The 5264-nt window shown below is 70.3% G+C and carries 4 protein-coding genes and 1 pseudogene; all 5 read left to right on the top strand.

What is annotated here, in order from left to right; all coding sequences use genetic code 11:
* Window positions 1-133, top strand: a pseudogene (locus JW592_RS32320) (ATP-binding protein); the annotation flags it as partial.
* A 377-nt stretch (window positions 134-510) separates the two neighbouring features.
* Complete coding sequence (locus JW592_RS32315; RefSeq protein ID WP_372446613.1) at window positions 511-3792, top strand: sensor histidine kinase; 3282 nt, start codon at window positions 511-513, stop codon at window positions 3790-3792.
* A gap of 10 nt (window positions 3793-3802) precedes the next feature.
* The gene (locus JW592_RS32310) at window positions 3803-4216 is read left to right on the top strand and encodes a roadblock/LC7 domain-containing protein (protein ID WP_180289953.1); all 414 of its coding nucleotides are present in this window, start codon (window positions 3803-3805) and stop codon (window positions 4214-4216) included.
* 93 nt (window positions 4217-4309) lie between these two features.
* Entirely contained in the window at window positions 4310-5014 is a 705-nt protein-coding gene (locus JW592_RS32305; RefSeq protein WP_209268851.1) for a DUF742 domain-containing protein, read from the top strand.
* A partial coding sequence (locus tag JW592_RS32300; RefSeq protein ID WP_209268850.1) for an ATP/GTP-binding protein occupies window positions 4995-5264 on the top strand: 270 nt, incomplete at its 3' end. The genes JW592_RS32305 and JW592_RS32300, both read left to right, overlap by 20 nt.

The following is a 5264-nucleotide window of genomic DNA, read 5'->3' as shown; positions in this document are numbered from 1 at the left end:
CGAAGAGGTGCGCGAGGCCCTCCAGATCGGCCCGGACACCCCGATCATCACCACGGACGCACGCCACCGCGCCGAGGCCAAGAGCGGACTGATCACGCTGGTGGAGCACGCACTGCTGGCCCGGCTCAAGTAGCGCGAACCGGTGCTCCCGGCCGCTCCACGGGCCGGGACCGGGCGCGGTGCGGACCGACGCCCGGCAGGCTGTGTTTTTCGCCATCCCGGGGAACCGCAACGGCCTCACGTTCATAACGTTTCGACAGAGAATTACAACCGCGTGAACACGCCGGGCGCGCGGAACGTCTCACTCTGCGTACGGATCCCGGGTTATTTGGCGCCGCACGGCCCCAATGCCCGTTTTTCCGCGGCCGGGTTTCCTTCTCTTTCCTCGCCCTCCGTAACGCGCCAACTGTTTGGAAAGAGCGGTCGTGACGTGCTGGAATTCCCTGAACTCAGCAGTAGCGCAGGCGCAAGGTGTCAGGGGGCGCCGCGCACCGAGAGGTGAGAAGTCGAGTGAGGCGAACGACCAGGGGTAAGTCGGGACCGGCACAGGAGGGTTCCGCACGGCAGGGCTCCGCGGAGTCCAGGGGCAACTTCACCCCGCCGCAGCGTGCGACGATGCCGGGCGGTCCGCATGCCTCGGCCCCCCAGCCGCCGCCCGCGACCGGCACCGGCAGCCGGTGGTCAGCGCGCAACTGGCGCGTGCCCACCCGGCTGAACGCGATCCTGCTCATACCCGTGCTCGTCGCCCTCGTCTTCGGCGGATTCAAGGTCAATTCCGACGTCTCCGCCTGGCAGGACGCCAAGGAGGCCCAGCGTACGGCCGAACTCGTGGAGGCTGCGGCCAATTACGGCAACGCCCTGATCGACGAGCGCGACCGCACCGCCGAGCCGCTCCTCAAGGGCGAGAAGGACGACCCCGCGGTCAGGAAGGCCCGCGCTGCCACCGACCGTGCTGCCAAGGAGTTCAAGCGCGCCGCCACCCACCTCCCGGACAACCCGGGTCTCAAGCGCCGGCTCGCCGCCTTCGAGAAGGTCGAGCCCCGGCTGCCGGTGCTGCGCGAGTCCGCGTACACCAAGGACATGAACGGGGTGGAGACCGAAGAGGGCTACGTCACCATCCAGCACCCGCTGATGGAGTTCGCCAACGAGCTCGGGCTGGGCACCGGAAACATCACCTCCTACGGCCGCACCGTCTACGCCATCTCGCTGGCCAAGGCAGCCGAATCGCTGCAGCGTTCGCTGGGCACCCATCTGATGGTCGAGCCGGGCCCCACCCGCAAGGACAAGCAGGCCCAGCTCACGGCGCTGGCCTCGTACCACTACCTGGAGCGCATCGCCCTGGGCGAGTTCACCTCGGGCGGGCGCCCCGAGGACGTGCGGCTGCTCAAGGAGGAGTCGGCCAAGGCCGAGGCGGCGGGTCGGCGGCTGGTTGAGGCAGCCGAGGAGAACGCGGCGGCGAAGGGCGAGAAGTTCGTCCCGCCGCCCTCCATGGAGAAGATGGTCAAGGCCATCGGCTCCGGCGCCGGCCCCGGCAAGCTGCGTGCCAAGGGCATCACCACCGAGAGCTACTTCAGGACCGCGACCGGCACCTTCGACGCCTACCGTGCCGTCGAGCAGAAGCTGGTCGAGAGCGCGGTCGCCGAGACGGCGCAGATCGCCTCGGACGCCCGCAGGAACGCCCTGGTGAACTCGGCGATCGTGCTGGTCGCACTGCTCCTCGCGTTCGTCATCGCCGGCCGGATGGCCCGCGCGATGAGCCAGAGCATGCGCTCGCTGCGCACCGCCGCCTTCGATGTGGCACAGCAGCGGCTGCCGATGCTGGTCGACCAGCTCTCGCGTACCGAGCCGGGCCGGGTGGACACCCGCGTCCAGCCCATCCCGATCACCAGCCGTGACGAGATCGGCGAGGTCGCCCGCGCCTTCGACCAGGTGCACCGCGAGGCCGTCCGGCTCGCCGCCGAGCAGGCGCTGCTGCGCGGGAACGTCAACGCGATCTTCACCAACCTCTCCCGCCGCAACCAGGGCCTCATCGAGCGCCAGCTCGAACTGGTGACGGAGATGGAGAACAGCGAGGCCGACCCGGACCAGCTGGAGAAGCTCTTCCGGATGGACCACCTGGCCACCCGTATGCGCCGCAACGGCGAGAACCTGCTGGTCCTCGCCGGCGAGGAGCCGGGCCGCCGGTGGACGGAGCCGGTGCCGCTCGTCGACATCCTGCGTGCCGCCTCCTCCGAGGTGGAGCACTACGAGCGCATCGAGATCAGCGGCATACCCGAGACGGAGATCCACGGACAGGTCGTCAACGACCTCGTCCACCTGCTCGCCGAGCTGCTGGAGAACGCGGCGTCGTTCTCCTCGCCGCAGAGCAAGGTGCGGGTCACCGCGACGCGGCTGCCCGACGGCCGGATGATGATCGAGATCCATGACAAGGGCATCGGTCTGACCGCCGAGGACTTCGCGGACATCAACCACAAGCTGGCCAACCCGCCGACGGTGGACGCCGCCGTCTCCCAGCGGATGGGCGTGTTCGTGGTGGGTCGGCTGGCCGACCGGCACGGCATCCGCGTCCAGCTGCGCCCCTCCGGCGAGCAGGCGGGCACCACCTCGCTGGTGATGCTGCCCGATGCCATCACGCACGGCGGCGGAGGCGAGGAGGACCAGGGCCCCGAGGAGGATTGCACCGTCTCCCGGATCGTGCCCGAGCAACCGCGCCAGGCGGGCGCACTGGATTCCCGCTCCGCGGCCGAACTCGGCTTCGACGACTCGCGCTACGGCTCGGGGGAGGCGCCCGCACCGCTCGGTGCCGTCAGCCGCTCCCGGTTCCGCGAGGAGCGCCGGGCGGCGCTGGAGGCACCCGGCTCCCAGCAGCCGGAACCGGGGCAGCCGGAACCGCAGCAGACCCAGCAGGGCCCGCAGCAGCCTTACGCGCAGGATCAGCCGCAGGAGGACGCCTACGCCCAGGGCCGGCCGTACGACCCGGCGCAGGGTCGGCCGTACGACCCCGGGCAGGGGCAGCCGTACCACCCCTACCCGCAGGGCGGCCACTATCAGCAGGGGTACGAGGCGTACGAGCAGACCGGCGAGATCGCCGCTCAGCAGTACACCGGCGGCTACGACAGCGGACACGGCCAGGGCTACGGCGGGGCTGCTCCCCAGCAGCTCCACGACGCCTCCACGGCCGGCACCGGAGGGTACGAGCCGCAGCGGCTCCAGCCCCAACCTCCCGGTCACAAACGCCAGTACGCACCGCAGCAGCCGGAAGCGGAATCCGCTCCTGGCGTTCCCCAGCGGGATGATGAGCGTGTAGGTTTCGACCGTCCGGGTTCCCTCCCCAGCAGCTTCGGCTCCACGACCGACGCGGGTCTCCCGCGACGTGACGCGGGGCGCGGGCAGCCGGAGGGGGGACCGGAAGCCCAGCACCAGGCCCGTACGCCGGGCTGGGACGCCCCGGCCGAGCCGGCCGCGGGGCAGCCGTCGCAGGAGGAAACCGGAACCCACCAGTGGAGCGAGAACGACGAACGCTGGAACAGGGCGGGCCAGTTGCGTGCCCCCCAGTCCGGCGGTGTCACCTCGTCCGGATTGCCGCGCCGGGTGCCCAGGGCCAACCTGGTCGCGGGCGCCGCGGAGGAGAGCTCGCAGGGCGGCCCCGCGGTCTCCCGCGCGCCCGAGGACGTGCGCGGCAGACTGAGCAACCTGCACCGCGGTGTCCGCCAGGGACGCACGGCAGGCGACGGCAACCAGAATGACCGACAGGGCTTCGGCCCCGGCAGCACCTACGATCAGGAGCGTTAGTGTGAGCCCGATGAGCCAGGCGGCGCAGAACCTGAACTGGTTGATCACCAACTTCGTGGAGAACACCCCAGGGGTGTCCCACACCGTGGTGGTCTCCGCCGACGGACTCCTGCTCGCGATGTCCGAGGGCTTCCCGCGTGACCGCGCCGACCAACTGGCGGCGGTTGCCTCGGGGCTCACCTCGCTGACCGCGGGCGCATCCCGGATCTTCGAGGGCGGTGGGGTCAACCAGACGGTTGTGGAGATGGAGAGGGGATTCCTCTTCATCATGTCCATCTCCGACGGCTCCTCGCTGGCCGTCCTCGCTCACCCCGAGGCCGACATCGGCCTGGTGGGGTACGAGATGGCGCTGCTGGTCGACCGTGCCGGAGGGGTTCTGACCCCGGACCTGCGAGCAGAGCTGCAGGGCAGTCTTCTCAACTAGGGACAACTGTCCCACGGCAGTGCGCAACGCGGCCGGGCGCCATAAGGTGCCGTGAGCGCAACGGTCGTATGTCCGTGAGTCGGAGGAGGAAACGTGGCAACGCCCCCAGGAGGTCCGTCGTCGTACGGCAGTGGTCATGCCGACCAGCCGCAGGACGTCCAGTCGGCCGCGGCCCCGGGCGGGGACGCGCCCTTCCTGAACCGTTTCAACTTCCCCTCGGCTCCCAGCGAGTACGTCCAGCGGTCGGCCGACCAGCAGCCGTACCCGTACAACCAGCCGCAGCAGCACGGGGCCCCGCCCCCGCACGGGGGGCAGCCGCAGCACGGCGGACAGCCGCCGCAGCGGCACCCGCAACACCAGCAGGACCCCCCAACCCGCATCCAGCCGGTGCAGCCCGGACCCGGTGACAGGCAGGCAGGCACCCAGCGTGCCGCCGACCAGTCCCCGCCGCCGCAGCAGCCGCTGGTGCGTCCGTACGCGATGACGGGTGGCCGGACCCGTCCCCGCTACCAGCTCGCCATCGAGGCGCTGGTGCACACCACGGCGGAGGCCGCACAGCTCCAGGGCCAGCTCCCTGAGCACCAGCGGATCTGCCGTCTGTGCTACGAGATCAAGTCGGTCGCCGAGATCTCGGCACTCCTCACCATCCCGCTCGGCGTCGCCCGGATCCTCGTCGCCGACCTGGCCGAGGCCGGACTCGTCGCCATCCACCAGCCGGGCGGTGACGAGACCACCGCCGACGGTCAACCAGACGTGACACTGCTCGAAAGGGTGCTCAGTGGACTTCGGAAGCTCTAGCGCCGGGCCCGTCGGGGGTACGACAGCCCGTTCGACGACCTCCGCGAAGATCGTGGTGGCCGGCGGATTCGGCGTGGGCAAGACGACCTTCGTCGGTGCGGTCTCGGAGATCAACCCGCTGCGCACCGAGGCCGTGATGACCTCTGCCTCGGCCGGTATCGATGATCTGACCCACACCGCGGACAAGACCACCACCACGGTGGCCATGGACTTCGGCCGGATCACCCTGGACCAGGACCTGATCCTGTAC

Source organism: Streptomyces spirodelae (assembly GCF_017676385.1).
Classification (GTDB): Bacteria; Actinomycetota; Actinomycetes; order Streptomycetales; family Streptomycetaceae; genus Streptomyces; species Streptomyces spirodelae.
This window is presented reverse-complemented; position numbering and strand designations above follow the sequence as displayed.